Raw genomic sequence first — 25,013 nt, 5'->3', positions numbered from 1 at the left:
CCGTTCCCGTCAGGTGCTGGCGCGCAGGGCCAGGTGCGGGGTGAGCAGGGTGGCGTCGGGGACGGTCTTGCCGTCCAGCTTCTCCATCACCAGCCGGACCGCTTCCCGGCCCACCTCCTCGGCCGGGATCAGCACGGAGGTGAGCGGCGGGCTGGCACGTTCCGCCACGTCGTCCGGGCAGATCGCCACCACCGCCACGTCCTCGGGGACGCGCCGGCCGAGCTGGCGCAGGGCGCTGAGCACGTGACCGACCGCGGCCTCGTTGTGCACCACGAGCCCGGACAGGTCCGGCTGGTCGGCGAGCAGCCTGGCCAGCGTCGCGTACACCTCGTCGAACGTCTCCTCGCAGGGCAGCGCCACGCCCGTCACCCGGTGCGCGGCCACGGCGGCGACGAACCCCTCGCGGGTGCGGCGGGCGAATCCGGTGCCGCGCTCGTACACGACCGCGGGCGCGCCGAGCAGCGCGATCCGGGAGTGGCCGCGCTCCGCCAGGTGGGCGACGCACTGCCCGCCGGCGGCGGCGAAGTCGAGGTCGACGCAGGTGAGGCCGGCGGGCTCGGCGGGGAAGCCGATGAGCACGCTGGGCTCGGCCAGCTCGCGCAGCAGCGGCACCCGGTTGTCGTTCAGCTCGACGTCCATGAGCACGAACGCGTCCACCAGCGCGCTGGCCGCCACCCGCCTGATGCCGTCGGTGCCCTCGTCGGCGGTCAGCAGCAGCACGTCATGGTCGAAGCGGCGGGCCGCGGTGACGACGGCGCTGGCGAACCGCATCAGCACCGGCACGTGCATGCCGGCCCGCAGCGGCAGCACCAGCGCGATCACGTTGGCCCGCTTACTGGCCAGCGCGCGGGCGCCGGCGTGCGGGTGGTAGCCGAGCGCGTCGATGCTGTCGAGCACCCGGCGCCGGGTGCCGGCCGAGATCGTGCGCTTGCCGCTGAGCACGTACGAGACAGTGCTCACGGCCACGCCGGCATGCCGGGCGACCTCCGTGATGGTGACCGTGCGCCCGCTCAAGTGCCGGCTCCGAAGTCGATCTGGCTCAGCGTGACACCCTCGTTCTCGAACACGACATAAAGATCGTGCACTCCCCGCGCCGCCGCAAGGGAGGCGGCGATGGCGTGCAGGTCGTACCGGCCGGTCCTGGGTACGGGGAAGGTGGCGATCGGCTTCCCGTAGAGGGGGTCGCCGATCCGCAGCGTGATCATGCCGCCTTCGGTGCTGCCCAGCACGGCCAGGCAGGAGGCGGCGCCGCCGAGGTCCACCTGCCGGAACAGGATCCAGGCGCCCTCGGTGTCGGCCGTGACGGCCTCACCGCGCTCGCGGTCCGACGCGGTGAACGTGATCGCGTCGTACTCGTCGTGGTCCACGGCGCGCAGCAGGCCGCGGCGCGGCGGGATGGTCTCGCCGTCGACCTCGAAGCGGGCGGCGACCCGCAGGTCGGTGGCGCTGCGGCCGACCATGAGCCGGTGCGGGGCGCGCTCCACGACGAACCGGCCGCTGGTCACGTCCCAGCAGGCCAGCTCGCGTACCGGCAGGTCGAGGCGGACGGTGCGGCTCTCGCCCGGCGCGAGCCGCACCTTCTCGAAGCCGCGCAGCCGGCGCAGCGGCTGCTTGACGCGGGAGCGCTGCTGGTGGGTGTAGAACTGGACGACCTCGACGCCCTCGCGCGGCCCGGTGTTGGTCACGGTCACCTCGGCGCGGACCGTCTCGCCGTCGCACGCGACGGCCAGGCCGGAATAGCCGAAGTCGGTGTAGCCGAGCCCGTGCCCGAACGGGTAGCGGGGGATGCCACGGAAGTACATGTAGGTGGCGTCGGCGGTGATGATGTCGTAGTCGAGCAGGTCGGGCAGCTCCTGCTCGGACCGGTACCACGTCTGGGTGAGCCGGCCCCCGGGCTCCGCGTCGCCGAGCAGCACCTCGGCCAGCGCGTGCCCGTACTCCTGCCCGCCGTGCGCCGACCAGAGCACCGCGGGCACCCCGGAGGCGGCCCAGGTGAGCGGGTAGCCGCTGCTGATCACCATGACCGTGCGCGGGTTGGCGGCGAGCACGGCCCGGACGACGGCGTCCTGGGCGGGGGCGAGCGCGAGCGTGCTGCGGTCCTCGGTCTCGCGGCCGTTCACCAGCGGGTGGTCGCCCACGACCACGATCGCCGCGTCGGCGGTGGCGGCCAGCTCGGCGGCCTGCTCCGCGCCGCTCCTGACCACATCGAGCACCAGCCAGAGCGCCTGGTCGGCGTCGTCGACCAGGCGGAGCGTCCCGTCGCCCGCGACGCCGACGTAGCAGCCGGTGGAGATGTGCCGCAGCGCGACGGCGCCGCGCGGCCGTTCCTCCATCCGGAACGTCTGGCGCACCTCCCACCCGTTCGGCCCCGGCTGGTCGTTGACCAGCACGCCGTCGTCCACGGACACGAACCGGCCGGTGGCCGCGGCGCGCAGCGCGTAGGCCCCGCCGCCCCAGTCGAACACGTCGAACCGGCCGGGCTCGGCGCCCAGGCTGAGCGGCCCGCCCGCCGGGTCGGCCGCCACGTGGCCCGCCTCCGCGGTCATCGTCACCCGGTCGACGCCCTCGCAGAAGACGGTCGCGCACCGCTCGGCCAGCCCGGCGCGGGCGGTGACGGCGTACGGGAGCGTCCCGCTGTACCAGTCCTCCATGAGCGTGTCACCGAGCTGGCCGATCACCGCGACCGTGGTGACGTCGCGCAGCGGCAGTAACCCGTCGTTCTCCAGCAGCACGAACGAGCGCCGCGCCGCCTCGCGGGCCAGCTCCTGGTGGCGCGGGCAGTTGACCACTTCCTCGGTGACGTGGTCGTACGGGGTCGCGGGGTCGAACTCGCCGAGCCGGAAGCGGATCGACAGCAGGTGCCGCACGGCGGCGTCGACGTCGTCCTCGGTCAGCAGGCCGCGCCGCAGCGCCTCCCTGATGTGCCCGAGCGTGGCCTCGGCCCGGTCGTCGTCCTGGGTGAAGCTGTCGAGCCCCGCCTTGATCGCGTGCGCGTACGCCTCGGCGGGGTCGGCGTGGAAGCCCTGCAGCGTGACCAGGTTGCCGGGCGCGTACGCGTCGCTGACCACGAGGATGTCGTCCGGCGCCCAGGCGCGCAGCACCTCGCCGATGAGCGGGCTGAGGTGCGCGGGCCGGCCGTTGACCAGGTTGTAGGAGGGCATGACGGCCACCGCGGCGCCCTGCTCGATGGCGGGCCTGAAGGCGGGCAGCTCGTACTCGTGCAGCACCCGGGGCGGCACGTTGCTGGAGGTGACGCAGCGGTCGGTCTCGTTGTTGTAGGCGAGGAAGTGCTTGAGCGTGGGCGCGGTCTTCAACACGTGGGGATCGCTCCCACGCAGGCCCGACGCGTAGGCGGCGGCCATCAGCCCGGTGAGCCACGGGTCTTCCGAGTAGCCTTCCTCGTTCCGCCCCCAGCGCGGGTCGCGCAGCGGGTTGACCACGGGGGCCCACACGTTGCGCCCGGCGCCGGTCGGGTCCTTGTGGTGGAACGCCAGCACCTCGTCGGCGGTGGCCTCCCCGACGCGGCGGACCAGCTCCGGGTCCCAGGTCGAGGCCAGCCCGACGGCCTGGGGGAACACGGTGGCGGGGCCTGACCAGGCCAGGCCGTGCAGGGCCTCGGTGCCGGTGCGGAACGCCGCCACGCCGAGCCGGTCGACGGGCGCCTGGTACTGGTGGAGCAGGCCGACCTTCTCCTCGAGCGTGAGCCTGCGCGACAGGTCGGCGATCCGGTCGTGGAGGGGGATCTCGGGGTCGCGGAAGGGTTCGTGCATGGCCATCCTCTGGGGAGTGTCGAAGCGCTTCGATGACCGGCCGGTGGGGTTACCTCAGTGTTTCTCGGGGTTTCATGAAGGGTGCACGCGTCTGTGAAGCCGGGTCAAGAGGTTCGTGAGATTCCGCCCGGCAATCTTCCCGAATCGAGCGAGTCGAGCACCCGGGCGGCGCCGCCCAGCGCCGCGGCGTCGTGACCGAGGGTGGAGGCGACCACCTCGCAGCCACCGGCCTCCGGCGCGATCACCCCGTCGCGCACGGCGGCGCGGACCGGCGGGAGCAGCCACGGGGCCAGCGGCACGTAGTAGCCGCCCAGGATGACCACCCGCGGGTTGAGCAGGTTGGCGATGATCGACACGCCCCTGCCCAGGCCGGCGCCCACCGCGCCGAGCGTGGCCAGGGTGGACTCGTCGCCGGCCCGCGCGGACCGCACGACCTCGTCCAGCTCGATCTCGATCTCGGCGGGCGACGGGTCGGCCCGGCGCAGCACGGCGCCGATGCCGGCCATCGCCTCCAGGCACCCGCGCCGCCCGCAGCTGCAGTCGGGGCCCTCCGGGTCGAGCTGGACGTGGCCCAGCTCGCCGCTGTAGCCCAGGCCGCCCCTGCGCAGCCGCCCGTCGAGGATGACGCCCGCGCCGACGCCCATCTGGCCGGTGAGATAGACCAGGTCGGCGGCCCCCGCGCGGGCCCCGAAACGCTGCTCGGCCAGCGCCGCCAGGTTGGCGTCGTTGTCGACCTGGATGGCGAAGCCGGGGTCGCGCAGCGCCTTGGTCAGGTCGCCGCCGATGTCGGCGTCGCGCCAGCCGAGGTTGGGCGCGATGCGCACGGTGCCCTGCACGTCGACCAGGCCGGGCACGGCCACGGCCAGGCCGAGGACCTGGCGTTCCTCCTTGGCCATCCGGTTGACCACCCGCCGGACGATGGCGGCGACGTTGGCCACGCCCTGGTTGACCGAGTCGCCCGCGCTGAAGGAGCGCCGCCAGGCCAGCAGCCGCTCCCCCGCCAGGTCGGTGGCGACGGCGGAGACGTAGTCGACGTTGATCTCGACCCCGATCGCGGCGTACGGGGAGCCGTCGAGGACGAGCATGGTGGCGGGCCTGCCGACGCGGTTCTCGGTGAGGCCGGTCTCGCGGACCAGCCGGCGGTCGATCAGGTCGGCGACCAGGCTGGAGACGGTCGCCTTGTTGAGCCCGGTGTTGGCCGCGATGTCGGCGCGGGAGCACGGCGCGTGTTCGCGCACGAACCGGAGCACGACCGCGAGGTTGGTGGCCCGGACGTCCGCGAAGTCGGCCGGCTGCGGGCCGGTCGTGGATGTGATCAATATGAGCCCCGTTCCCACCGAGAAGTGACCCCAGCATGCCGCATCGCCGGCTCCCTTCACCAACCTGTGACCGTGACGCTCACTTGTGGTCGCGGTCACAGTCTACTAATTTGTTTGGGCGTAATACCAACTAATTAATCCTAGTTGGCCATCCGCACTCGGAGAAGGGAGCGAGCCATGTCGAATCCGACCACTCGCCGCGGATTCCTTGGCCTCGTCGGCGCGGGCGTCCTGGCGGCGGCGACGGGCTGCGCCGAGAAGCGAGGACCCGCGCAGGGCACCGCGGTCGCCGCCGACAAGCTGGCAAGCCTGGTGCCGACCCGCATTCCGTTCGAGATCCCCGGGCTCAAGCCCGACCTGCCCGGCAGCGAGTTCGTCGCGCCCGGCTTCCTCACCCGTCCCGCCCAGATGGTGCAGGCGGTCACGACCAAGCCGATCACCAGCGGCAAGGAGGTGACCGCGATGACCCCGCTGTGGGGCACGGTCCCGCCCGGCCTCGGCGACAACTCCTACTACGCCTCGGTCAACGAGCGGCTCGGCGGCACCGTGCGGTTCAACATCTCGGACGGCAACACGTACGTGCAGAAGGTCTCCACGCTCCTGGCCAGCGGCGACGTCCCCGAGATGATGCAGATCCCGGGCTGGGAGCTCATCAAGATCGCCCGGTTCACCGAGGCGGCCAACAAGCTCTTCGCCGACCTGTCGCCCTTCCTGGCCGGCGCCAAGGCCAAGGACTTCCCGCTGCTGGCCAACTACGACACGGCCGCCTGGCAGTACGGCGTGTTCGGCGGCGTCCTGCAGGGCATCCCGTGGCAGAACGAGCCGTTCCCGTTCACGCTCTTCGTGCGCCAGGACATCCTCGACGAGCTGGGCCTGCAGCAGCCCAAGAGCACCGACGACCTGCTCGCCCTGGGCAAGGAGCTGACCGACCCGAAGAAGAAGCGCTGGGCGTTCGGCGGCGTCGACCAGGAGCTCCAGCGGGCGTTCGGGGCTCCGCGCGAGTGGCGCAAGACGGCCCAGGGCACCCTGATCCACAAGTACGAGACCGACGAGTTCGCCGCCTCGGTGGAGTTCCTCACCAAGCTGTTCGAGAACGGCTGGGTGCACCCCGACGTCGTGGCCAACGCGTTCGCCGACCAGAAGGCGCCGTTCGGCAGCGGCCAGCTCATCATGAACAAGGACGGCCTCGGCGCCTGGCACGAGAACCTCGGCCGTTTCCTGCCGGACAACCCGACGTTCGACCAGCAGGCCGTGGCGCCGTTCTCGGCCGTCCCCGGGAAGGACCCGATCGTCTGGCGCAACGAGCCCGCGGGCATGTTCTGCTTCATCAAGAAGGGCCTGGACGAAGCCCGCACCCGCGAGCTGCTCGCGATCGCGAACTGGTGCTCGGCCCCGTTCGGCACCCAGGAGTACGAGCTGGTCAACAACGGCGTCGAGGGCGAGCACTACAAGGTCGCCGGCGGCAAGGTGGAGCAGACGGCGCTGGGCCGCAAGGAGGTCGCGCCCACGTACATGTTCCTGTCGGGCCGGCCGCCGGCGAACTCCATGAGCCAGTACGACGGGCTGGTCCAGTCGATGTGGGACTGGCAGACCAACGCGGCCAAGTACCTGGAGAACGACCCGTTCGTGGGCATCCGGGTGGAGGTGCCGTCGAAGATGGCCGGGATGGTCCAGCCGACGGAGGACAAGCTCAACGAGATCTACCGCGGCAAGCGGCCGGTCTCCGAGTGGAAGCAGGTCGTGAAGGAGTGGCAGGACGGCGGCGGCAACGAGGCGCGCGAGTTCTACAGCAAGGTCGCACGGGAGAACGGCCGGCTGTGACCCCCGCAAGGAGCGCGCTGTGAGCACGGTGACCGCCAAGAAGCCGGCCCGGCGCGGCGCGGCCGGGCCGACCGCCCGGGGAGCCCGCGGCAGGCCCTCGACCTGGCGCGCGAAGCTGCGCCGCGACTGGCCGCTGCTGCTGATGAACCTGCCGATGCTGCTGCTGGTGCTGGCGTTCTGGTGGATCCCCGGGCTCGGCAACCTCATCGCCTTCCAGGACTACAACCCCTACTCCGGCGGCATCCTGGGCAGCCCGGTCATCGGGTTCACGAACTTCGCGCTGCTCTTCCAGGATCCGCAGTTCCTGCGCGCGATCGTCAACACTCTGTCGATCACCGCCTTCCAGCTGATCTTCTACTTCCCGGTGCCGATCATGCTGGCGCTGCTGCTCAACAGCGTGGTCTCGGCCAGGCTGCGGGCGTTCGTGCAGGGCGTCGTCTACATGCCGTACTTCTTCTCCTGGGTGCTGGTCGTGGCCATCTTCCAGCAGATGTTCGGCGGCGCGGGGCTGCTCGCGCAGGTGCTGCGGGACCGCGGGTACGAGGGCGTCGACTGGATGACGAACTCCGACACGTTCATCCTGCTGATCACCTCGCAGACGATCTGGAAGGACGCCGGCTGGGGGGCGATCGTCTTCCTGGCCGCGCTGAGCACGATCAACCCCAGCCTGTACGAGGCCGCGGCCGTCGACGGCGCCAAGCGGTGGCGCCGGATGTGGCACATCACGCTGCCGGGGCTGCGGCCGGTCATCGTCCTGCTGCTGATCCTGCGCCTGGGCGACGCGCTGAACGTCGGCTTCGAGCAGTTCATGCTGCAGCGCAGCGCGGTCGGCAGCGAGGTGTCGGAGGTGTTCGACACGTTCGTCTACTACTGGGGCCTGCGCACCGGGGACCTGGGCTACGGGGCGGCGGCCGGCCTGTTCAAGGGGCTGGTCGGGCTGCTGCTGATCATCGCGGCCAACCGGGTGGCGCACGCGTTCGGCGAGCGAGGGGTGTATTCGCGATCATGACGCTGACGAGCAAGCGACCGGCGGGGCTGGCGCCGTGGGAGGAGCCGCCCTCCCCGGCCGGACGGCTGGGCAAGGGCGCGGTGCTGACGGTCATCGTGCTGGCCGTGCTGTTCCCGCTCTACACGATCGTGCTGACGAGCCTGAGCTCCAAGGCGACGGTGAACCGGGTGGGCGGGCTGGTGCTGGTGCCGGAGGGCATCCACTTCGACGCCTATATCCAGATTTTTTCGGACACGGTGGTGAGCCGGGCCGTGCTCGTCGCCACCGGCGTCACCGTCGTCGGCACCGCCATCAGCCTGACCGTGAGCATCCTGGGCGCGTACTCGCTGTCGCGCCCCGGGTCGTTCCTGCACCGGCCGCTGCTCTTCGCGGTGCTGCTGATGTTCGTGTTCTTCCCGGGCATCATCCCCGTCTACCTGATGGTGAGCGGGCTCGGGCTGAAGGACAGCTTCTGGTCGCTGATCCTGCCGACGGCGGTGTCGGCGTTCAACGTGGTGGTGCTGCGGGCGTTCTTCATGAACATCCCCGTCGAGATCATGGACAGCGCCCGGATCGACGGCGCGGGCGAGGTCCTCATCCTTTGGCGGATCGTGCTGCCCATGTCGAAGGCGGTGACCGCGGTCGTCGGCCTGTTCTACGCGGTCGGCTACTGGAACGCCTGGTTCAACGCGATGCTGTATCTCGACGACACCCGCAAGTGGCCGCTCGCGCTGGTGCTGCGGCAGTACGTGGTCGACTCCAACCCGCTGCCCACCGCGACCGTGGGCGTGACCGGCGCCGGCGACCTGCCGCCGACGCTGGCCATCAAGATGGCGATCGTGGTGATCGCCGTGGCGCCCGCCTTGATCATCTACCCGTTCGTCCAGCGTCACTTCACCAAGGGCGTGCTGATCGGCGCCGTCAAGGGGTGATCACCGCCCACCGGCGACGGGCGGACCCGCAGCAGGCGGGCCGCCCACCCGGGAAGCCACCAGTTCCAGCGGCCCATCATCGCCACCACCGCGGGCACCAGGACGCCGCGGATGAGCGTGGCGTCGAGCAGGATGCCCAGGGCCAGGCCGCTGGCGAACACCTTGACGTCGAGCTCGGGAGTCATGGCCAGCGCCGCGAACGAGACGAACAGGATCAGCGCCGCCGAGGTGACCAGCCGGCCGGTGCGGCCGACGCCCGCCACGACGGCGTGCCGGGTGTCGCCGGTCCTGTCGTACTCCTCGCGCATCCGGGCCAGGATGAACACCTCGTAGTCCATGCTGAGCCCGTACAGGAACGCGAAGATCGTGAGCGGCACGAACTCGCCGATCGAGCCGGTCGGCTGGATGCCGAGGATCTCCCTGGTCCCCCAGCCCAGCTGCCACAGCAGCACCATCGCGCCGAGCACGGCGCCGAGCGACAGCAGGTTGAGCGCGATCGCCTTGAGCGGCAGCAGCAACGAGCGGAACGCCCGCGCCAGCATCACGAAGGTGACCAGCGCGACCAGGGCCAGCATCCACGGGAACGCGCCGTAGGCGTGGGCCTGGAAATCCATGCTCTGCGCCGCGTTCCCCCCGACCCGCACGTCCCCGGGGGTGTGGGCGGGGGTGTGGGTGGGGGCGTCGGCGGGGGCTGCGCTGGGCGGGTCGGCGGGGGCATCGGCGGAGGTGTCGCTGGGCGGGTCGGCGGGGGCATCGGCGGGGGCGGCGCTGGGCGGGTCGGCGGGGGCTGCGGTGGGGGCGGTGGTGGAGGTGGCTTGGCGGAGGCGGGTGATCGTGGCCTGACCGGCCGCGGTGCCGTTCTCGGCGACCGGCAGCACCGACACGACCGCCGTCCCCTTGCGCCGCCAGGCGGGCGAGTCGGGCGCGAGCACGGCGGCCACGCCCTCGACCTTCCTGATCCGTTCGGCGGCGGCGTCGGGATCGCCGGTGACCAGGACGTCGATCGGGGTGATGACGCCCGGCGGGACGCCCGCGCCGGTCAGCGCGGCCAGGCCCGCGTGACCCGGCCCGGTGGTCTTGAGGTGACCGCTCTCCGGCAGCCCCAGGTTGATGCCCAGCCCCGTGAGCGCCAGCGCCAGCAGCAGCCCGCCGGAGACGAGCGCGGCCGGCCACCGCCACCGCACGACGCCGCGCGCCCAGGCCGACCAGGCCCGCCCGGCCTCCGCCTCACGGGAGAACCGCCCACCGGCCACGCCGCGCCGGTCCAGGCGGCGGCCCGTGAGGGCGAGGACGACCGGCAGCACGGTCACCGTCGCCACCACGCTGACCGCCGCGATGATCATGCCCGCGAGGCCGAGGCTGCGCAGGAACGGCACCGGCAGCACGACCATCGTCACCAGCCCGATCGCCACCGCGACCCCGCTGAACAGCACGGCGCGCCCCGCCCCGGCCATGGCCCGGTGCACCGCCTCGTCGCCGCGGTACCCGTGGGCCTGCTCCTCGCGCCAGCGGGCCACCATCAGCAGCGAGTAGTCGACGGCGATGCCCAGGCCGAGCAGCGGCATGGTGGTCAGCGCCACGTCGTGCACCGTCGTCACCAGCGTGAGCAGCAGGATCACGAGGAACGAGGCGAAGATCGACAGGACCGAGACGAGGATCGGGACGAGCGCCAGCGCCGACCGGAAGACCAGGAACAGCACGACCACGGCCGCCAGCACGCCGATGCCTATCTTGGCGGGCACGTCGACGCCGCCCGCGTCGACGCTGGGGGCCAGGGTGTCCAGCCCGGTGACGTGCACCCGGCTGCCGGCCGGGAGGTGCGGGGTCATCGCCGCGACGATCACCGGGCTCTCGTCGGGGGTCTCGCCGAGGCCGCCGCCCGTGGACGAGCTGCTCCTGCTCGCCCGCCTCGACCAGGGCCGCCCGCTGGACCGGGCGCCCGTCGAGCTGACGGAGCTGGCCGCCGACGCGGTGGCGGACACGCTGGCGATCGACCCGGACCGGCCGCTGGCGCTGGACCACGACGGCCCGGTCCGGGTGACCGGCGACGCCGCGCGGCTCCGGCAGGTGGTGGGCAATCTCCTGGCCAACGTGCTCGACCACACGCCGCCGGGCACCCCGGCCGCCGTGCGGGTGACCGCCGACGGCGACCACGCGTTGGTCGAGGTCGCCGACGAGGGGCCGGGGATGGCGCCGGAGCACCTGGCGCGGATCTTCCAGCGCTTCTACCGGGTGGACCACGGCCACGAGCGCGCCGCCGTGCGGGGCGGCGCGGGCCTGGGCTTGTCCATCGTCGAGTCCGTGGTGACGGCGCACGGCGGCGACGTGTCGGCGCGCGCCGTCCCCGGCGGGGGCACCTCCTTCCTCGTGCGGCTGCCCCTGGGTGAGACCGGTTAGACGGGAGTGCAGGTGAGCGCGGGCGGGGAGCCGGCGCTGCTCTGGCTGCCGTTGAAGCCGAACGACGTGGTGGCGTTCGCGGCCAGGTTGCCGTTGTAGCCGGCGTTGGTCACGGTCACGTTCGCCCCGGTCTGGGTGTGCGAGCCGCTCCAGAGCTGGGTGATCCGCTGGTCGCCCGGCCAGGTCCAGGTCACCCGCCAGCCGGTGATGGCCGAGCTGCCGGTGTTGCGGACCGTGACCTCGGCCTGGAAGCCGCCAGGCCACTGGTTGCCGGCCTGGTAGGCGGCCGTGCACCCGGTGCCGGTGGTCGGGGTGACCGTGGGCGTGACGGTCGGGGTCACCGTGGGGGTGACGGTCGGGGTCACCGTGGGCGTCACGGTGGGGGTCACCGTCGGGGTGACGGTGATCGGCGGGCCGGTGCGGTCGCCGTAGATGATGCCGCGGCCGTTGGTGCCGAGGTAGACGCGGCCGTAGATCCGCGGGTCACCGGTGAGCGCCTCGCCCATGTTGCCCCACTGGTGCTCGTCGTCGTTGATCCGGAGCCAGCTCCCGCCGGTGTCGTCCGAGCGGTAGAGGCCGGTCACGCCGTCGATCGTGGCCACCGCGTAGATCGCCATGTAGTTCCCGCCGGGCGCGGCCTTGCCGAAGCCGACGTTCACCGACCCGGTGATCCCGGGGACCTTGGTGAAGGACGCGCCGCTGTCGGTCGAGCGCCACAGGCCGCCCTCCCCCGCCAGCCAGATGTGCCCCTCGACGCCGGGCACGGCCTTGAACTTGCCGCCGGCAGGCAGCCCGGAGGCGGCGCTCGCGGTGAACGACGTGCCGCCGTTCGTGCTGACGTAGAACCTGCCGCCGCTGAGCCCGTAGAACTTCGAGGCGTTCACCCGGTCGGACTCGACCACCGCGTCGGTGGGCAGGCCCTGCACCTGGGTCCAGGAGTTGCCGTAGCCGACGGAGTAGTGCGGGGTGACGCCGCGCGGCGCCCACACGAACCGGGAGCCGTCGGCCGCCGCCGCGACCGTGCCGCCCTCGTTGATCCCGCCGGGCTCGGTGCCCTGGAACCAGTTGGCGCCGCCGTCGGTGGAGAAGGCGACGTGGCTGTCGTTGGGCCGGTCGGCGTCGGTGAAGTTGCCGGCCCGCACCATCACCGACGGGTTCCGCTCGGCGTAGTCGAGGCTGGTGGTGGAGGTGAAGTTCGGCTGGGTGAACATCATCGGCGGCACCGCGTCCAGATCGGTGTGCCGGAACCCGGCGATGTCGCCCAGGCCGCTGATCAGCGGGGCGCCGCTGGGCGGGCTGATCAGGTCGAGCACCGCGGTCTCCTCCAGGCCCTTGACCATCGGCCTGATCGTGAACGTGCCGCCCGCGTCCCACTGTGTGAGGTTCTCGGTGCCGTAGATGGTGGCGCCGGTCCCGTACATCATCCGGTCGGAGTCGAACGGGTCGATCTCCAGCGATTCGGTCATCCAGCCGAGCTTGGGCGTGACCTCGGGCGGCTGCGGGTTGGTGCCGAAGGTCAGCCACGGCACCTCGGAGACGTTCATCTGGTAGCGGAAGCTGCGGTTCGGGTAGGAGGTCCAGTCCCAGACCCGGGTCCAGGTGGCGCCGGAGTCGGTCGACCTGAAGAAGATCACGTCAGGCCACCAGGAGATCTGGGTGGCGACCATCAGCGTGCCGGGGTTCTGCCGGTCCAGGGTGAGGCCGCTGTAGCCGAAGTAGTCGTCGGCGCTGGACGACGGGACGGGGCTGACCTGGGTCCAGGCGCCGGTCGCGGTGTCGAGCCGCCACACGTCGCCCTTGGCGCCGTCGTACGGGCCGCTGGTGTCGCTGGTGGCGATGAACAGGTGGCCGTTCTCCGCGTCCAGCACGCCCTTGTGCGCGATGTAGCCGGTCGGCTGGCCCGCCACGCGCTGCCAGGTGGCCCCGGCGTCGGTGGTGCGGTAGACGGTGTTCTGCTTGTCGGCGACGCCCACGTAGATGGTCCTGGTGGCGGTGCCGGCGGAGGAGGAACGCGGGTCGTAGGTGACCCAGACGACGCCGGGGCGGTGGCTCTGGTAGCCGTTGGGGTCGCTCGGGTCGTCGGCGTGGTCGCCGGGGTTGGGGAAGCTGGTCACCTTCGCCCAGGACGCGCCGTGGTCGGTGCTGCGCCACAGGCCGTTGCCGTTGGGTGCGCCGAAGTAGAGCACGCTGTTGCGGTTGGGGTCGACGGCGAGCGCCTCGCCCATGCCGCGGCCGGGCATGTTGCCGCCGAGCTTGAACGGCAGCTCGGTGGCCTGCCAGGTGTCGCCCTTGTCGGTGGAGCGCAGGATGGCGCCGTTGTTCGGGTCCCAGCTGTTGGTGTACATGCCGACGGCCGCGTACAGCCGGTTGGTCTGGACGGGGTCGGTGGCGAGGCTGATCACGCCGTTCCAGCCCCACTTGTCCCAGCCCACCCAGTCGAGCAGCGGCGTCCAGGACTTCGTCGACTGGTTCCACCGGTACGCGCCGCCGATGTCGGTGCGGGCGTAGACCAGGTTGCGCTCGGTGGGGTTGAAGACGATGCCGGGCACGAACCCGCCGCCGTCGATCCGCACGTTCTTGAAGGTGTACGGGTCCGCCGCGACGGCGGACACCGGGGTCATCCGCACCACTGCTGTGACCAGCAGGACGGCGGTGATCGCGAGCAGGCTGAGTAATGCCTTTCGCATGAGCGGCTCTCCCTTTCCTGGCACGCCGAAAGAGCGCACCTGAGGACAAACAGATGACCGCCATGCACGACCAGGTTGCGTGACCCTGACCATCGCCGCGCCCTCGCGCATGAGCACTACGAGGCTCACACACGCCTCGACGACCCGTCAATAGTTTGGACAGACAACGAAGTAAGTCGGCCCGGCACGGGGCCATGCTCCCCGGGCCGGGCCGACGGCTCACTCAACGGGCCAGGGTCAGATCCCTGAGCCTGACGTCACCCTTGAAGACCACGTACAGATCACCCTTGCCGGGCCGCACCTGTGCCGTGACCGTGGTGTACGCGTACACCCCGCCCGTCGCCGGCACCTGGACGGCGGCCAGCAGGGCGCCCTTGGCGGAGCCGCGCCGCAGCTCGATCGAGCCGCCCGCGACCGAGGCCACCCCGGCGCTGAACCGCCCGCCGTAGACGGCGTCGGTGAACGAGATCCAGCCGCCGCCGGACCCCGCCACCACGTCGCCGCGCACCTTGTTCTCGTCGGCGAACGCGACGCCCGCGTAGTCGTCGAAGTTCATCGCCCGGGTCGGCTTCGTCAGGTCGCGCGGCGGCACCTTCTCCCCGCTCACCTTCAGCGTGGTGCGCTGCCTGATCCGGTCGGCGGCCGAGCCCACGAGCACGTCGTGCGCGGCGTCCTCGACCACCCACGTGTCGCGCGTGTGGTCCCACACCGCGAGGTCGGACTTCTTCAGCGGGAAGGTCACGGTCCTCGACCGGCCCGGCGCCAGCGCGATCCGCTGGAAGCCGCGCAGCTGCTTGACCGGCTGGTCGAAGCGGGACTGCCGCTGGTGGGTGTAGAGCTGGACGACCTCCTCGCCGGCGACCTTGCCGGTGTTGGTGACCTTGACGCTCACCTGCTCGCCCTGGACCTTGAGCCCCTGGTAGCCGAACGTGGTGTAGCTGAGGCCGTGGCCGAAGGCGAACAACGGCCGCTTCTCGTCGTACAGGTAGGTCATCCCGGTCTTGACCAGGTCGTAGTCCAGGATGCTGGGCAGTTCGCCGCCGGTGTGCCAGGTCTGGGTGAGCCGCCCGGCCGGGTTGACGTCGCCGAAGAGCACGTCGGCGACCGCGTGCCCGGTCTCCGCGCCCGCGTGCGTGGTCCACAGCAGCGCCGGCGCGTCCACCACCACGGGATAGCTGGTCTCCAGCACCACCACGGTCTTCGGGTTGGCCCGGCGCACGGCCTCGATCAGCCGCTTCTGCCCGTCGCCGAGCCGCAGGTCGGCGCGGTCGTGGAACTCGCGGCCGTGCACCCACGGGTGGCTGCCGACGACCACGACCGCCACCTCGGCCTTGCGCGCCTGCTCGGCCGCCGCGGCGATGCCGTCGGAGACCACCTCCTTGGCGAACCGCGCCGCCTCGGCCTTCGGGGCCAGCGCGAGCGCGCCGTCGGCGGTGACGGTCACGTACGGGTCGGGCAGGCCGAACCAGCTCTCGACGTTCTCGTAGCCCGCGTACCGGATCAGGTAGGTCCCGTCGGCCTGCTTCTCCAGCGCGAGCTGCTGCTGCACGTACCAGCCGTTGGGCTCGTCGTCGTCGGTGTCCAGCGAGCGCCAGTCACCGCCGAGCAGCTTGCCGTTGCCCGCGTTGCGCAGCGTCGAGATGTCGCTCACCCAGTCGGTCACGTCCCACTGCGAGGCGGGCGTGGGCGCGGTGTCGATCAGCGCGGCGTTGTCGTCCGGCCCGGTGCCGGTGGCCGTGACGTACTTGCCGGACTCGACGTGCTTGAGCGCGATCCGCTCCAGGCCCTCGCCGGTGGTCACGCCGGCGACCCGCTCCTGGATCCCGTCCAGCGGCGTGACCTGGTACGGCATCCTGCCCGCGTACCAGTCGCTGTAGAGCTTGTCCGCCAGCGGGCCGACCACGGCCGCCGACTTCGGCGAGCGGAACGGGAGCGTGCCGGAGTTGCGCAGCAGCACCGCGGCCTTGCCCGCGGTCTCCCGGTTGAGCGCGCGGTGCGCGGGGCTGTCGATGACGTCCGCGCCGATGCCCTGGTACGGGCCGCCGTCCGGGTCGAAGTGGCCCAGGCGGAACCGGATGGTCAGCGCCCGGCTGACGCTCCGGTCCACGTCGGCCTGGGTGATCAGGCCGCGCTCCAGGGCGGTGGTGAGGTGCTCCACCAGGGGGCCGCTGTCGCTGCCGTCGATGGTGAAGCTGTCCTGGCCCGACTTGAGCACCGCGGCGAACGCCTCGGGCTTGTTGTCGAAGTACCGCTCCAGGTCGGTGAGCGCGTGCGGGCCCCAGGCGTCGCTGACGTTGTAGAGCGTCTTGTCCGTCCACGACCTGACGACCTCGTTCAGGTCGGAGTTGACGTGGTTGGGCCGCCCGTTCACCAGGTTGTACGAGGCCATGACCCCGGTCGCGGCGTCGGCCGAGATCGCCGCCTTGAACGCCCGCTCGTAGTACTCGTGCTTGAGCTTGGGCGTCACGTTGGAGGAGGTGAGGCTCCGGTTCACCTCGTTGTTGTAGGCCAGGTAGTGCTTCAGCACCGGCGCGGTCTTGAGGTAGAACGGGTCGTCACCCTGCAGTCCCTTGCCGTACGCGGTGGCGATGAGCCCGGTCAGCAGCGGGTCCTCGGAGTAGCCCTCCTCGTTGCGGCCCGCCCGCGGGTCGCGCAGCGGGTCGACCACCGGCGCCCAGACCTGCAGGCCCCAGAGTGTCGGGTCGGTCGCGTTGTGGCCGCGGACCTCGTCGCCCACGGCCGAGCCGACCTTCTTGATCAGCTCCGGGTCCCACGTGCTGGCCAGGCCGACCGCCTGCGGGAACACGGTGCCGCTGGCCAGTTTCTGGTTCCAGTTGTCGTCCAGCGCGTTGGACCAGGCGACGCCGTGCAGCGCCTCGGTGCCGTTCTTGTGGTACGGGACGCCCAGGCGCGGGATGGCCGCCTGCGACTGGTGCAGCAGGCCCAGCTTCTCCTGCGGCGTGAGCCGGCCCAGCAGGTCGGCCACCCGCTGTTCGACCGGCAGCGAGGGGTCGCGGAACGGGAAGTCCGCCTCCGCCGCGGCCGGCGCCGCGAGCAGCGACGCGGCCAGGGTTAATACGACCAGGATCGGTTTTTTCATAGGGGGTTCTCCTCCGGAGGGGTGGCTCACTTCACGGCGCCGACCGTGATGCCTCGGGTGAGCGTGCGCTGGAAGATCAGGAAGAACGCCACCGCCGGGACGATGCCGAGCAGGGCGGAGGCGCTCGACATGGTGGCGTCCATGTACCGCTCGCCCTGCAGCACGCCGAGGGCGACCGGCACGGTCTGGTTGTCGTTGGAGATGAGGAAGATCAGCGGCAGGAAGAACTCGTTCCAGGTCCAGATGAAGAAGAAGATCATCAGTACGCTGATCGTCGGCCGGCTGATCGGCACCACGACCCGGACCAGCGCCCTGAACCGGCCCGCCCCGTCGATCTCGGCCGCCTCCAGGATCTCCTTCGGGAACTGGCCGAGCACCGCGCTGAGCAGGTAGGTGCCGAACGCCGCCTGGATCACGGTGAAGATGATGATCATCGACAGCCTGGTGTCGTACAACCCGGCCTCCTTGGCCAGGTAGTACAACGGGTAGACCAGCGCCTCCTGCGGCAGCGTGTTGGCCACGAGGAACAGCACCAGGATCGACAGCCGGCCGCGCACCCGCCCGATGCCCAGCGCGTAGGCGTTGAGCACCGACAGCACGACCGCGAGCACCGCGACGGAGCCGCTGATCACCAGGCTGTTCCAGAGCTTCTCGCCGAAGTCCACCCGGTTCCAGAAGTCGACGATGCCCTGCAGGTAGAGCCCGCCCGGCAGGCCGAGGGGGCCCCCCGAGGCGTACTCCTGCGGCGACTTGACCGCGTTGAGCGCCACGAGGGCGAACGGGAACACCATCACCAGCGCCGCCACGGTCAGCGACGCCAGCACGGCCCACCGCCCCGGCCCCCTCACGGCTCACGCTCCTGCACCCGCAGGAACAGGAACGTCACCACGACGATGATCAGGGCCAGCACGGTGGCGATCGCGGACCCGTACCCGACGTTGCTCTTCTGGAAGAAGTTCAGGTACGAGAAGTACGACGGCACCAGCGTGGCGTTGCCGGGGCCGCCCCGGGTGAGCACGAAGATCGGCCCGAACACCTTGAGCGCGGCGATCGTGCAGGTGAGCAGCACCACGAAGATCTCCGGCCGGATCTGCGGGATCGTGATGTGCCACACCTTGCGCCACCACGACGCCCCGTCCAGCTCGGCCGCCTCGTAGTAGGCCGGGTCCACCCGCTGCAGCCCCGCCATGAAGATGACCACCGGGTAGCCGAGCTGGAACCACACCATCACCGCCATGACGGTGGCCAGTGCCAGGTCGGGGTCGCCCAGCCAGTCGAGCTCCAGGCCGAACGCCTGGTTGATCGCGCCGTAGGACGGGTGCAGCATCCAGCCCCACACGACCCCGGCCACCGCCACGGGCAGCACCTGCGGCAGGTAGTACATGGCGCGCAGCGCCGAGGCGGTGCGCGGGCCGAACCGCTTGCCGATGTAGTCGAACAGCGCCGCGGCCAGGAGCAGGCCGAGCACCGTGGGCACGATCGCCATCGCGAAGATCAGCGCCACGTTGTTCTGGAACGACAGCCAGAACCGCTCGTCCTCCAGCAGCCGGGCGTAGTTCTCCAGCCCGACCCACCTGGGCGTGCCCACCCCCGACCAGCGGGTGAAGCTCACGCCCAGGTTCATCAGGAACGGCACCACGATGACGGCCAGGAACAGCACCAGGCTCGGCACCAGGTAGAGCCAGTAGCCCTTCTTACGGACGCGCATCTAGTTACCGAGGTCGGCGAGGTTGTCCTCGTACGGCTGCGCCAGCTCGTCCAGCATCGCCGCGGGCTGCTTGCTGCCGTTGATGAGGTTCTGCGTGGCGGCGACCATGACGTCGTAGTAGCCGGGCGCCGGCCAGTCGGGGTAGAACGCGAGCCCGTCACGCGCGGTCAGCGTGTTGAAGGACTCGATCAGCTCCTTGCTCTTGGCGTCCGTGATCGCCGCCGGGTCGGCCGCGACCGGCACGCCGCCGGAGTTGCCCAGCAGGTTCTGGATCTCCTTGCTCATCGTGATGTCGATGAAGTCGTAGGCCAGGTCCTTGTTCTCGGACTTCTCCGGCACCACCCAGATGTTGCCGCTGGAGCCGGGCGCCATCGTGGCGCCGGGGAACAGGAAGTGGCCCCACGCGAAGTCCTTGATCTCCGAGGCGAACCGGCCGTACCACCAGCTCCCGCTGATCATCATCGGGTGCTTGCCGTTCATGAACGCGACGCCCATGTCCTCGGCCTTGACGCCGGCGGAGTTCTTGTCGAGGTAGCCCTTGGCCACCCAGTCGGCGAACGTCTGCGCGCCGTAGGTGAACTGCGGGCCGTGGAAGTCGACCTTGCCCTGGTACGCCTGGAAGCTGTCGACCCAGGCCCGGTCGGCCTTGCTGAGCGCGAGCTGGTAGAAGATCTGCTGCGCTGGATACTCGGCCCCGGCCGTGCCGATCGGGGTCACCCCGGCCTTCACGAACGTGTCGAGCGCGGCGGTGAACTCCTCGAAGGTGGTCGGCACCTCGACCTCGTGCTTCTCGAACAGCTCCTTGTTGTAGTAGACCATCACGAACTCGCCGTAGTTCGGGATGCCGTACCACTTGCCGGAGCCCATGACACCGCGCTCGTCGTACTTGGCGGTGGTCTGCAGGCCGCCGGGCAGCAGCTTGTCCCAGCCGCGCCCGGTGACCTCGGCGCTCAGGTCGGTGAGCAGGCCCTGCTTGGACAGCAGGCCGGCGGTGGCGTTGCCCTTGTTGTACTCCATGACGTCGGGCGCCTCGTCGGAGTTGAGCACCATGCTGGCGGTCTTCTGGATCTGCTCGAAGCTCTTCTCCTCGAACTCCACCTTGACGTTCGGGTGCGAGGCCTCGAACTTCTTGATCGCCTCGGCCCACGCCTTGCCCATGGCGGACTCGGCGGCCTCGTAGTGCCAGAGCTTGAGCACGCGGGGCCCGTCGCTCTGCGCGGGCGGGCTCTCCGCGCCGGAACCGCAGGCCGTCAGGGCCAGCACCATGGCTGCCAGCGCCGCCACGCCAGACTTTTTGATCATATTTCCTCCTGGGTGATGACGGCCCGGCCGGACGCGCCCGGCACCGGGGCGAACTCGACGGCGGCCACCTGCTTCGGCCCGGAGACGGTCACGCGCAGCGTGTCGCCGTCCCGGGCCGCCGTGACGGCGGTCTCCCCGTCGGTGTCGTGGATCCGCATGCGGCGGTCGCCGCTCCCGAAGGCGACCAGGGTGATCCGGTCAGGCGTGGTGACGGTGCCCTCCGCCTCGGCGACCGGGATCAGCGCGCCGTGCCGGACGAACAGGGGGACCTCCGCCAGCGGCTTGGCCACCCTGACATACCGGGGCCCGGCGTGCACCTCGCCCGTCCACCAGTCCACCCACTCGCCTTCAGGCAGGTAGACCTCGCGCACGCCGTCCGGTGAGGTCATCGGGGCCACCAGCAGGTCACGGCCGAGCAGATACTGCAGGTCCGCCCGCCAGGCGACCGGATCGCCCGGGTGGTCGACGCAGAGCGCGCGCAGCATCGGCGCACCCGTCCTGGCCGCGTCCACGGCGGCCGAGTAGAGGTACGGCATCAGCCGGTAGCGCAGCCTGAGCGCCGCCACCGCGTGCTCCTCCACCGCCGGGAACTCCCACGGCTCCCGCGTGGTGGTGCCGTGCAGCCGCACCAGCGGCGACAGCGCCCCGAACTGCGTCCACCGGACGTACAGGTCGTCGCTGGGCCGGCCGGTGAAGCCGCCCGCGTCGTGGCTCCAGAACGGCACCCCGGACAGGCCGTGCGCCAGCCCGCCCCGGATCGTGCTGCCCATCGCGGCGTAGCTGGTGAACGAGTCGCCGCTCCACTGGGCGCTGTGCCGCTGGCCGCCCAGGAAGGACGAGCGCGCCCACACCAGGCCGTGCCCGTGCACCTCCCGGGTGACCTCGGCCACGGCGTCGTTGAACAGCAGCGTGTAGACGTTGTGCAGGTCGGTGCCGGTCATCCCGTTGGCCGCCACCGAGTCGTACGGCACGCCCTCGGCGAAGTCGGTCTTGAACGCCTGGACGCCCTGGCGCAGCAGGGCGCGCAGCCGCTCCTGGAACCAGCGGACGGCGTCGGGGTTGGTCAGGTCGAGGACGCCGCAGGCGGGGTAGGAGCCGTGCCAGGTGTCGGCGACGTAGGGCTCACCATTGGCCTTTTTCAGGAAATATCCGGCGGCTGCGGCTTCCTGGAACGCCGGGCTTCTGTGGGAGATGTACGGATTCATCCACAGGCAGACCTTGAACCCCATCCCGTCCAGCTCGGCCAGCATCGCCTCGGGCTCAGGGAAGTTCACCGGGTCCCAGCGCAGGTCCGACCAGTGGCCGTCGGTCTGCCAGTAGGTGTCCAGGTGCAGCACGTCGCACGGGATGCCGCGCTCCCTGATCGTGCGCGCCCTGGCCAGCACCCGCTCCTGGCTGTCGACGCAGAAGCCGGAGGAGATCCAGGTGCCGAACGCCCACTTCGGCGGCAGCTCCGGCCGGCACGTCAGCCCGTTGTACCGCTCCAGCACCTGCGACGGCGTCGGGCCTGCCAGCACGTAGTAGTCCAGGACGTCGTCGGGCACCACGATCTGCACCGCGCTGTGCGTCGACTGGCACACGTCGAACTCGGTGGGCGCGCCGCTGTCGACCAGCACCCCGTACCCCTTGCTCGACACGTACAGCGGGATGTTCTTGTACGCGCGCTGCGACTCGGCGCCGAAGGCGTCGAAGTTCCACATCAGCGGCCGCTGCCCGCGCTTGTCCAGCGGCGCGAACGACTCCCCGAACCCGGCGAACGCCTCGTCGGGCCCGGCCGCGAAGCTCTCGTGGAACGCCACGTGCGCCCCGCCCGCCGACGACCGGCCGAACGGCAGCGTCCGCAGCCGGCCGCTGATGTCCGTGTGCCCCCGGTCCTGCTCCAGCAGCGGCTCCCCGGCGGCGTCCGTGAACCGCAGATGCCACGGCGCCAGCGTCACCTGCGCCCGCAGCGAGCCCGCGTCGATCACGATCGGCTCCCCTGGCGTCACCTCGGCCCGCGCTCCCGCGTACGAGCCGGGCGTCACCAGCTTGATGGCCCGCTCCGAGCGGGGCCGGGCGTCGGCGTCCTCGCTCAGCCGCACCCGGATCACGCCTTCGCCCGCCACGCCGATCTGCACGACCAGCGTCTCCTCCGCCGACGTCACGGCTTTCAGCATCACTCCCGCGCCGTCGGCGGCGACCAGCTCGGCGGCGGTCAGCGCGGACAGTCCACCCTCGCCCGGGGTACGCACCGGCAGCTCGGGCGGGTCGGCGACGAAGTACTCGTGCGCGACGAGTGGGGGGCGGTAGGGCATGGACGCTCCTCGTTCGGATGGCGCGAAACTCGTGAATTAGTTTGATGCCCATACCAACAAACGTCAACGGTCACGCCAACACTTAGCCCTTGCGCTAACTATTGCGGGGGTGCATACTTGGCCACATGGCACAGTATTCGGCGCAACTGGACGGCGTGTTCATCGCCCTCGCCGACCCGACCCGACGGGCCGTCGTCCGGCGTCTCGGCCACGGGCCGACGAGCGTCGGCGACCTCGCCCGCGCCTTCCCGATGACCCTCCCCTCGTTCATGAAGCACGTGCGGACGCTCGAGGCCAACGGGCTCATCCGCACGGTCAAGTCCGGCCGGGTGCGCACCTGCGTGCTCAACCGCGAGCGGCTCGACCTCGTCGACGACTGGCTCGCCGAGCAGCGCCGCGTCTGGGAAGAGCGCACCGACCGCCTCGAACAGTTCGTCACGGAGGACGACCAGTGAACCCCGATCTCGACCTCGCCCTGGACCGGGTCATCCGGGCCCCGCGCGCGACCGTGTGGAGCGCCTGGACCGACCCGGCCAAGCTCGCCCGCTGGTGGGTCCCGGCCCCGTCGCTCTGCCGCGTCGACCACCTGGAACCACGGCCCGGCGGAGCGTTCGTGACCCGGCTCAGCGACGACGGGGTCGTCTTCGTCCCGCACATGGACGGGTGCTTCCTCGCCGCCGACCCGCTGGAGCGGATCGTGTTCACCAACGCGATCACCAGCGGGTGGCGTCCCGCGAACCCCGACCCGATCGCGATGACCGCCACGATCACGTTCGACGACCACCCCGACGGCACCCTCTACCGGATGCTCGTCCGGCACGGCGACCCGGAGTCCCGTGACCGTCACCAGAAACTCGGCTTCGTCGACGGCTGGGGCACCGTCGCCGGCCAGCTCGCCGCTTACACGGAGGAGAACCGATGAAGATATCCCTCACCGAGTTCGTCACGCTCGACGGCGTCAGCCAGGGTCCCGGCTCGCCCGACGAGGACACCAGCGACGGCTTCACGCACGGCGGCTGGCTCGTGCCGCACATGGACGCGGCGTTCGTCCAGCGGGCCTCGGCCTGGCTGGACCTCGCCGACGGCCTGCTGCTCGGCCGGCGCACCTACGAGGCGTTCGCGCGCGACTGGCCGAAGATCACCGATCCCGCCGACCCCTTCACCGAGCGGATGAACACACTGCCGAAGTACGTCGTGTCCAGCACCCTCACCGAAGGATCCTGGAACCCCACGACCGTGCTCGACGGTGATCCGGTCCAGGCGGTGGCCGACCTCAAGTCACGCCCCGGCCGGGAGCTCCAGATCCACGGCAGCGCCCGCCTGGGCGACACCCTCCTGTCGGCGGGCCTGGTCGACACCCTCCGCCTGGTGATCGCGCCCACGGTGCTCAGAACCGGCCGCCGCCTCCTGTCGGGCACCGGAGACACCTCCGGCCTCCGCCTCGTCCACCACGAGGCGACCCCGACCGGCCTGCTGCTCCTCGAATACCAGACGACAGGCCGAGCACCGAGAGCCGCCTACGACGGCGTCACCGCCTTCGTCTGATCGGGAACCCCGGCATGGCCTACCCGACCGAATCCCACCTCACACCGCGCGCCCGGCCCCGGTCCTCCCCCATCCAGGGGACGGGGTTGTTCGCCGTCGAGCCGATCCGGCGCGACGAGACCGTGATGCGCTTCGGGGGACGCCTCATCGACGACGAGGAGCTGGCCCGGCTCACGCCGCCCTACAGCAGCCTCACCGTGGAGGAGGGTGTCCACCTGCTCCTCGACCCCGCGCACCCGGTGCGCTACGGCAATCACTCCTGCGACCCGAACCTCTGGCACCGGGGCGCGACGACCGTGGTGGCCCGGCGGGACATCGCACCGGGCGAGGAGCTGACGATCGACTACGCCATGCACACCGGGGTCGAGAGCTGGTCGATGCCCTGCCGCTGCGGCGCCGCTTCATGCCGAGGCACCGTGACCGGCCGCGACTGGCGGCTGGCGCGACTGCGCGACGCCTACGGCGACCACTGGAGCCCGCCCCTGCTGGCCCGGGTCAAGGCCCTGGCGTGAGGCCGCGGCCGCGGAGGAGCGGCAGGTAGACCTCGTCGACGATCTCGACCAGGTCGGCGTCGGGCACGGTCGTGAGCCCGCGCGTGACGTACTCGTTGCGCAGCAGCGTGAGGGCCACGGTGACGACCCTCGGGTGGAGGGCCTCGGGGGGCGCCTCGCCGCGGGCCACGGCGCGGCCCACGACCGTCAGCCAGACGCCCGCCCCGCCGTCGGCGAGGGCGGCGTGCAGCTCTGCCAGCAGCTCCGGCTCGTCGCCCACGCCCGCCAGCAGCCCGCGCAGGATCTCCGCCTGCGGCGACGCCATCCCGCAGTTGATCCGGCGCAGCAGCATCAGCACGTCCTCGCGCAGCCCGCCGGTGTCCGGCGGGCTCAGCTTGTCGGTGGCCAACCGCCGGTAGGCGGCGACGCCGAGCGCGGCCCGGTTGGGCCAGCGCCGGTAGATCGCGTTCTTGTTGGTGCCGGCCCGGCGGGCGACCCGGTCCATGGTCAGCCCGGCATACCCGGACTCCGAGAGCTCCGCCACGGCGGCGCGCAGAATGGCGCTCTCCAGCTCCGCGCCCCGCCGCCTGCCGGCCGCGCGCACTCCGTCCGTACTCACGCCGACAGGGTACCGTACGTACCCAATTGCCTGAAGGGAG

19 protein-coding genes are annotated in these 25,013 nt (G+C 71.2%); 8 read left to right on the top strand and 11 right to left on the bottom strand.

All coding sequences use genetic code 11. The features are described 5' to 3' along the window. Nucleotides 1–9: 9 nt before the first annotated feature. The 3 genes from ACGFI7_RS03205 to ACGFI7_RS03195 form a co-directional block, all read right to left on the bottom strand. Nucleotides 10–1,014 carry a LacI family DNA-binding transcriptional regulator gene (locus ACGFI7_RS03205; protein WP_393398481.1) on the bottom strand — a complete coding sequence of 335 codons (1,005 nt, stop codon included), beginning with the start codon at nt 1,012–1,014 and terminating at the stop codon, nt 10–12. Then, nucleotides 1,011–3,770, bottom strand: coding sequence for a glycoside hydrolase family 3 C-terminal domain-containing protein (locus tag ACGFI7_RS03200; protein ID WP_393398479.1), 2,760 nt, complete (start codon nt 3,768–3,770; stop codon nt 1,011–1,013). Before ACGFI7_RS03200 ends, ACGFI7_RS03205 begins: the two co-directional genes overlap by 4 nt. Nucleotides 3,771–3,874: 104 nt before the next feature. Then, the gene (locus ACGFI7_RS03195; protein ID WP_393398477.1) at nt 3,875–5,089 is read right to left on the bottom strand and encodes an ROK family protein; all 1,215 of its coding nucleotides are present in this window, start codon (nt 5,087–5,089) and stop codon (nt 3,875–3,877) included. A 177-nt stretch (nt 5,090–5,266) separates the two neighbouring features. Between ACGFI7_RS03195 and ACGFI7_RS03190 the strand changes: the two genes are divergently transcribed. From ACGFI7_RS03190 to ACGFI7_RS03180, 3 genes are read left to right on the top strand one after another with little or no spacing between them, the layout of a single operon-like run. Beyond that, nucleotides 5,267–6,910 (top strand): extracellular solute-binding protein, encoded by a 1,644-nt coding sequence (locus ACGFI7_RS03190; protein WP_393398475.1) that lies wholly within the window; start codon nt 5,267–5,269, stop codon nt 6,908–6,910. A 19-nt stretch (nt 6,911–6,929) separates the two neighbouring features. Further along, entirely contained in the window at nt 6,930–7,919 is a 990-nt protein-coding gene (locus tag ACGFI7_RS03185; protein ID WP_393398474.1) for an ABC transporter permease, read from the top strand. Continuing rightward, nucleotides 7,916–8,830 carry a carbohydrate ABC transporter permease gene (locus ACGFI7_RS03180; protein ID WP_393398472.1) on the top strand — a complete coding sequence of 305 codons (915 nt, stop codon included), beginning with the start codon at nt 7,916–7,918 and terminating at the stop codon, nt 8,828–8,830. Before ACGFI7_RS03185 ends, ACGFI7_RS03180 begins: the two co-directional genes overlap by 4 nt. Here the strand turns inward: ACGFI7_RS03180 and ACGFI7_RS03175 are convergent. After that, nucleotides 8,788–10,659: an MMPL family transporter gene (locus ACGFI7_RS03175; protein WP_393398470.1), complete on the bottom strand. Its 1,872-nt coding sequence runs from the start codon at nt 10,657–10,659 to the stop codon at nt 8,788–8,790. The two genes, ACGFI7_RS03180 and ACGFI7_RS03175, sit on opposite strands and share 43 nt — an antisense overlap. Nucleotides 10,660–10,711: 52 nt before the next feature. Here ACGFI7_RS03175 and ACGFI7_RS03170 point away from each other — a divergent pair, with 52 nt between their 5' ends. Then, nucleotides 10,712–11,227 carry a sensor histidine kinase gene (locus tag ACGFI7_RS03170; protein WP_393398468.1) on the top strand — a complete coding sequence of 172 codons (516 nt, stop codon included), beginning with the start codon at nt 10,712–10,714 and terminating at the stop codon, nt 11,225–11,227. Here ACGFI7_RS03170 and ACGFI7_RS03165 read toward each other — a convergent pair. The 6 genes from ACGFI7_RS03165 to ACGFI7_RS03140 form a co-directional block, all read right to left on the bottom strand. Further along, the gene (locus ACGFI7_RS03165; protein ID WP_393398466.1) at nt 11,224–13,914 is read right to left on the bottom strand and encodes a cellulose binding domain-containing protein; all 2,691 of its coding nucleotides are present in this window, start codon (nt 13,912–13,914) and stop codon (nt 11,224–11,226) included. The two genes, ACGFI7_RS03170 and ACGFI7_RS03165, sit on opposite strands and share 4 nt — an antisense overlap. 223 nt (nt 13,915–14,137) lie before the next feature. Continuing rightward, complete coding sequence (locus ACGFI7_RS03160) at nt 14,138–17,014, bottom strand: glycoside hydrolase family 3 C-terminal domain-containing protein (RefSeq protein ID WP_393398464.1); 2,877 nt, start codon at nt 17,012–17,014, stop codon at nt 14,138–14,140. Nucleotides 17,015–17,040: 26 nt separating this feature from the next. After that, nucleotides 17,041–17,862: a carbohydrate ABC transporter permease gene (locus tag ACGFI7_RS03155; RefSeq protein WP_393398462.1), complete on the bottom strand. Its 822-nt coding sequence runs from the start codon at nt 17,860–17,862 to the stop codon at nt 17,041–17,043. Continuing rightward, on the bottom strand, nt 17,859–18,722 hold the full coding sequence (locus ACGFI7_RS03150; RefSeq protein WP_393398460.1) for a carbohydrate ABC transporter permease: 864 nt from the start codon (nt 18,720–18,722) through the stop codon (nt 17,859–17,861). Before ACGFI7_RS03150 ends, ACGFI7_RS03155 begins: the two co-directional genes overlap by 4 nt. Further along, nucleotides 18,723–20,024 (bottom strand): ABC transporter substrate-binding protein, encoded by a 1,302-nt coding sequence (locus ACGFI7_RS03145; protein ID WP_393398458.1) that lies wholly within the window; start codon nt 20,022–20,024, stop codon nt 18,723–18,725. Then, entirely contained in the window at nt 20,021–22,318 is a 2,298-nt protein-coding gene (locus tag ACGFI7_RS03140) for a TIM-barrel domain-containing protein (RefSeq protein WP_393398456.1), read from the bottom strand. Before ACGFI7_RS03140 ends, ACGFI7_RS03145 begins: the two co-directional genes overlap by 4 nt. 125 nt (nt 22,319–22,443) lie before the next feature. On the opposite strand from ACGFI7_RS03140, the gene ACGFI7_RS03135 reads away from it, so the two are divergent. Genes ACGFI7_RS03135 through ACGFI7_RS03120 form a run of 4 tightly spaced genes read left to right on the top strand, consistent with a single transcriptional unit; the run spans nt 22,444 to nt 24,375 of the window. Further along, nucleotides 22,444–22,773, top strand: a complete 330-nt coding sequence (locus ACGFI7_RS03135; protein WP_393398454.1) for an ArsR/SmtB family transcription factor — start codon at nt 22,444–22,446, stop codon at nt 22,771–22,773. After that, nucleotides 22,770–23,240, top strand: coding sequence for an SRPBCC domain-containing protein (locus tag ACGFI7_RS03130; RefSeq protein ID WP_393398452.1), 471 nt, complete (start codon nt 22,770–22,772; stop codon nt 23,238–23,240). The genes ACGFI7_RS03135 and ACGFI7_RS03130 overlap by 4 nt, the downstream gene beginning before the upstream one ends. Then, nucleotides 23,237–23,863 (top strand): dihydrofolate reductase family protein, encoded by a 627-nt coding sequence (locus tag ACGFI7_RS03125; protein ID WP_393398450.1) that lies wholly within the window; start codon nt 23,237–23,239, stop codon nt 23,861–23,863. Before ACGFI7_RS03130 ends, ACGFI7_RS03125 begins: the two co-directional genes overlap by 4 nt. Before the next feature lie 14 nt (nt 23,864–23,877). Continuing rightward, a complete protein-coding gene (locus ACGFI7_RS03120; protein WP_393398448.1) occupies nt 23,878–24,375 on the top strand; it encodes an SET domain-containing protein in 498 nt (165 codons plus the stop codon). On the opposite strand, the gene ACGFI7_RS03115 is transcribed toward ACGFI7_RS03120, so the two are convergent. Further along, a complete protein-coding gene (locus ACGFI7_RS03115; protein ID WP_393398446.1) occupies nt 24,359–24,973 on the bottom strand; it encodes a TetR/AcrR family transcriptional regulator in 615 nt (204 codons plus the stop codon). The two genes, ACGFI7_RS03120 and ACGFI7_RS03115, sit on opposite strands and share 17 nt — an antisense overlap. Nucleotides 24,974–25,013: the final 40 nt, after the last annotated feature.

The organism is Nonomuraea sp. NPDC048826 (assembly GCF_043198225.1).
Lineage (GTDB): Bacteria > Actinomycetota > Actinomycetes > Streptosporangiales > Streptosporangiaceae > Nonomuraea.
This window is presented reverse-complemented; position numbering and strand designations above follow the sequence as displayed.

What these genes read in the sequence shown, in the direction of transcription:
- ACGFI7_RS03200 (WP_393398479.1), bottom strand. Translation starts at nt 3,770, where the DNA reads ATGCACGAACCCTTCCGCGACCCCGAGATCCCCCTCCACGACCGGATC.
- ACGFI7_RS03190 (WP_393398475.1), top strand. Translation starts at nt 5,267, where the DNA reads ATGTCGAATCCGACCACTCGCCGCGGATTCCTTGGCCTCGTCGGCGCG.
- ACGFI7_RS03180 (WP_393398472.1), top strand. Translation starts at nt 7,916, where the DNA reads ATGACGCTGACGAGCAAGCGACCGGCGGGGCTGGCGCCGTGGGAGGAG.
- ACGFI7_RS03175 (WP_393398470.1), bottom strand. Translation starts at nt 10,659, where the DNA reads ATGACCCCGCACCTCCCGGCCGGCAGCCGGGTGCACGTCACCGGGCTG.
- ACGFI7_RS03165 (WP_393398466.1), bottom strand. Translation starts at nt 13,914, where the DNA reads ATGCGAAAGGCATTACTCAGCCTGCTCGCGATCACCGCCGTCCTGCTG.
- ACGFI7_RS03160 (WP_393398464.1), bottom strand. Translation starts at nt 17,014, where the DNA reads ATGAAAAAACCGATCCTGGTCGTATTAACCCTGGCCGCGTCGCTGCTC.
- ACGFI7_RS03150 (WP_393398460.1), bottom strand. Translation starts at nt 18,722, where the DNA reads ATGCGCGTCCGTAAGAAGGGCTACTGGCTCTACCTGGTGCCGAGCCTG.
- ACGFI7_RS03145 (WP_393398458.1), bottom strand. Translation starts at nt 20,024, where the DNA reads ATGATCAAAAAGTCTGGCGTGGCGGCGCTGGCAGCCATGGTGCTGGCC.
- ACGFI7_RS03140 (WP_393398456.1), bottom strand. Translation starts at nt 22,318, where the DNA reads ATGCCCTACCGCCCCCCACTCGTCGCGCACGAGTACTTCGTCGCCGAC.
- ACGFI7_RS03135 (WP_393398454.1), top strand. Translation starts at nt 22,444, where the DNA reads ATGGCACAGTATTCGGCGCAACTGGACGGCGTGTTCATCGCCCTCGCC.
- ACGFI7_RS03125 (WP_393398450.1), top strand. Translation starts at nt 23,237, where the DNA reads ATGAAGATATCCCTCACCGAGTTCGTCACGCTCGACGGCGTCAGCCAG.
- ACGFI7_RS03120 (WP_393398448.1), top strand. Translation starts at nt 23,878, where the DNA reads ATGGCCTACCCGACCGAATCCCACCTCACACCGCGCGCCCGGCCCCGG.